Genomic DNA, 2,536 nt, shown 5'->3' with positions numbered 1-2,536 from the left:
CTAGAGTACGAACGACGCCAGCTCGCGCTGGCAGCCTGACCAACCAACCACCTGTCCGGGAAACGGGGTCAGCCTCATGGTTGATCCAGCAACGCCCGGTATTGGCTCACCTGACAATGTTAGGGGTTTCGGATCGCGTCGAGATTGCTTGATAAGGTGGTTCGATGTCTGACGTGAAAGTGCGATCGGTGCAAGCTGTATCAACGCTTTCTCTAGCGTTGGCGGGAGTGCTGTTGCTGCCAGGGTGCTCGACGGTAAGTTCGTTCGAGGCCGAGATTGAGGATATCTCTTCGAAAAGTAGAACGTTTAATTTGCCTTCGAGTGTCGGTGGCGACATGGCTTGGGATGAGTTGCTCATCGTCTGTCCTTACGCCGAGCCGAAGGGCGATGTTCATCCAGTGCTTGCCGCTGCAGCTTCTGAAGTAGATGCCGACAGCTCTGACGACTTGCAGTGGCTAATATTCCGCAGCAACGAGGACGTCAGCACTCTCGAACTGTCCCGCATCGACTTTGATTTCTGCTCACGTTCCTTCTCTGCTGAAGAGACGTTCAAGCCGGAGGCCCAGTGGGAAATGATCGAAGATGACGGGGCTTCCGTGATCGTACCCGCGGAGTAACGCGTTTTAGCTGATTGGCTTCTCATTGAAATCAATGATTGAAAGCGCGTGGAGCAGCCTTCGTGGACGAACCATGAAAATGGCAATATCACGCGCCTTCGACCAGTCAGTGACGAGATCACTCCTGTCAAAGGTTGGCACCTGTGGGCACTGCTGCGAGTGGCGGCACAACACAACCTCTGCGAGCAAGAAATGAGAGCCCTCATGTCAAAGGTTGCTATCTGCGGCGACGTGGTCTAATTTCGTTTTGCGCTATAACCTCTGGTTGCGGCCGCTCCAAATCTGACGGCCGTTGCCCCGAGCTGAATCGAGCAGCGCGTTCTCCAAGGGGCTGAAATCCTCGCCGATGTGGCGGTGGTTCCGGGGAGTCATAGCTCTCCGGTCTCCGAGAATGACGTTATCCCCAATGCTTAGTGTCCGGCAATGCGATTGAGGGTGGTCACCAGGTCGCGGAACGCCCTTCGGCCCTCTGGCGTTAGCCGCACCAGGGTTGTTCCGTACCGGTTTTTGCGTTCCTTGGAGATCTCCACCAGGCCTCGATCCTCCAGGTCGCGAAGGATCTTCGACAGATCGGGCATCGACAAGCCCGTCGTCTCCTGCAGTGCAGGGTAGTCCGCTTGCTCGACCTGATGCAGATGCGACAAGGTGACGAACCGCTTGGGCGCGACCAGGTGTGCATCGATTTCTGCATACGACATGTCAGCGGCGGATCAGAAGCACGACATAGAACGCCAGCCATGCCGCAGGGGCCAAGCCCGCGAAGATGAACGCTTCAGGGAACGGAATCGTCTCGCCATGCACGAGGCCCCGCCAGACGGGGATCAGGAGCCAGACGGCGAATGCTGCGGAGATGATGGTCCCCTTTAGCCTGGGCTCGTTCGGCTGGCTCAGTCGCTTGGAGATCCAGACGTTTGACGTGACGATTGCGCCTAAGGTGAGTGGGATGGCCCACCAGGGAAATCCGCTCAGCGCGAGAAGCCCGGACGCGAATGACAGCGCGATCGTGGCAATCGCGCTCAGATGGTCACCGGCGCTGAAAACTCGCCGAGGTCTCGGCGGCATTGAGTCAAGCAGGCGCTGTGCTTCGATGGCAGTGACGTTCTGGTGCTCGCTCGGTTCGGCGTCCTTCATGGTGCCAAGATAGCAACTAGTTGCAGAAAAAGAAAGTAGTGCTTTGGGTTGTCGGCCCCAGAGGTTGGTATGTGCGGCGACGTGGTTGAATTCAGGTTCAATGTCTAAAAAGGGCCTCCGACCAGGGGTTTTATCTTCTCGGCCTCCGGTTGGGTTCGATGGACAGGTTCCGCTTTACCATCAGGTGCTAAGCGTTTGTCCCGCTGACCTGGGACTTTGATCGGTCTCTGCGGAGCTCTCGCAGAGGCCGATTCTCGTTGTCGCGTTGCGGTAGCGTCTCTGGCGAGTGGCTTCGGCTGGGCAGTTCTGCGGCGGGTTCAAGTTGTTCGACCCGCGATCTCGCGGAAGGTGCGCTGACTCAAAAATCTGTCTGACTCATAAGTCGGTTATCCAACAACGCTTTGGTTCACTGGGGCAGGTCTCGTTCCGCCAGAGTGCGAGTGATTTCGTCCCGCTAGCAGCTCGCTCCCATGAGCCCAGCTCAGCGATGCCGGCATCACAGTCGGGCGTGAGGAAGGAGCTGGTGACAGGTTCGGTTTAGGCCGCGAGTGTGAGCGGCTCGGCTAGCTTGGCTTCGAACTCGATGGGCGTCAAGCCGCCGAGGGTGTCCTGGGCGTGCTGGCGGTGATACTTCCGCTCGATCCAAACGACGATGGCGAGTCGCAGCTCCTGCCGGGTCGCCCACCGCTGCTGGTTGAGGACGTTCGTTTGCAGCAGTGACCAGAACGACTCCATGGCCGCGTTGTCCCCCGCAGCGCCGACTCTTCCCATCGATCCGACGATGTCGT

At 58.2% G+C, this 2,536-nt stretch carries 4 protein-coding genes; 1 reads left to right on the top strand and 3 read right to left on the bottom strand.

Annotated features, from left to right (window positions below; all coding sequences use genetic code 11):
- Positions 1-164: 164 nt before the first annotated feature.
- Positions 165-617 carry a hypothetical protein gene (locus ACWAUG_RS13495; RefSeq protein WP_460802818.1) on the top strand — a complete coding sequence of 151 codons (453 nt, stop codon included), beginning with the start codon at positions 165-167 and terminating at the stop codon, positions 615-617.
- Between the two features lie 410 nt (positions 618-1,027).
- On the opposite strand, the gene ACWAUG_RS13490 is transcribed toward ACWAUG_RS13495, so the two are convergent.
- The 3 genes from ACWAUG_RS13490 to ACWAUG_RS13480 all read right to left on the bottom strand — a co-directional run.
- Complete coding sequence (locus ACWAUG_RS13490; RefSeq protein ID WP_298037248.1) at positions 1,028-1,315, bottom strand: transcriptional regulator; 288 nt, start codon at positions 1,313-1,315, stop codon at positions 1,028-1,030.
- A 1-nt stretch (position 1,316) separates the two neighbouring features.
- Positions 1,317-1,748, bottom strand: a complete 432-nt coding sequence (locus tag ACWAUG_RS13485) for a hypothetical protein (RefSeq protein ID WP_298037250.1) — start codon at positions 1,746-1,748, stop codon at positions 1,317-1,319.
- 537 nt (positions 1,749-2,285) lie between these two features.
- The coding region (locus ACWAUG_RS13480) for an integrase core domain-containing protein (RefSeq protein ID WP_460802817.1) at positions 2,286-2,536 on the bottom strand (251 nt) is incomplete at its 5' end.

This window comes from Microbacterium sp. GXF6406 (genome assembly GCF_054798215.1).
This window is presented reverse-complemented; position numbering and strand designations above follow the sequence as displayed.

What these genes read in the sequence shown, in the direction of transcription:
- ACWAUG_RS13495 (WP_460802818.1), top strand. Translation starts at nt 165, where the DNA reads ATGTCTGACGTGAAAGTGCGATCGGTGCAAGCTGTATCAACGCTTTCT.
- ACWAUG_RS13490 (WP_298037248.1), bottom strand. Translation starts at nt 1,315, where the DNA reads ATGTCGTATGCAGAAATCGATGCACACCTGGTCGCGCCCAAGCGGTTC.
- ACWAUG_RS13485 (WP_298037250.1), bottom strand. Translation starts at nt 1,748, where the DNA reads ATGAAGGACGCCGAACCGAGCGAGCACCAGAACGTCACTGCCATCGAA.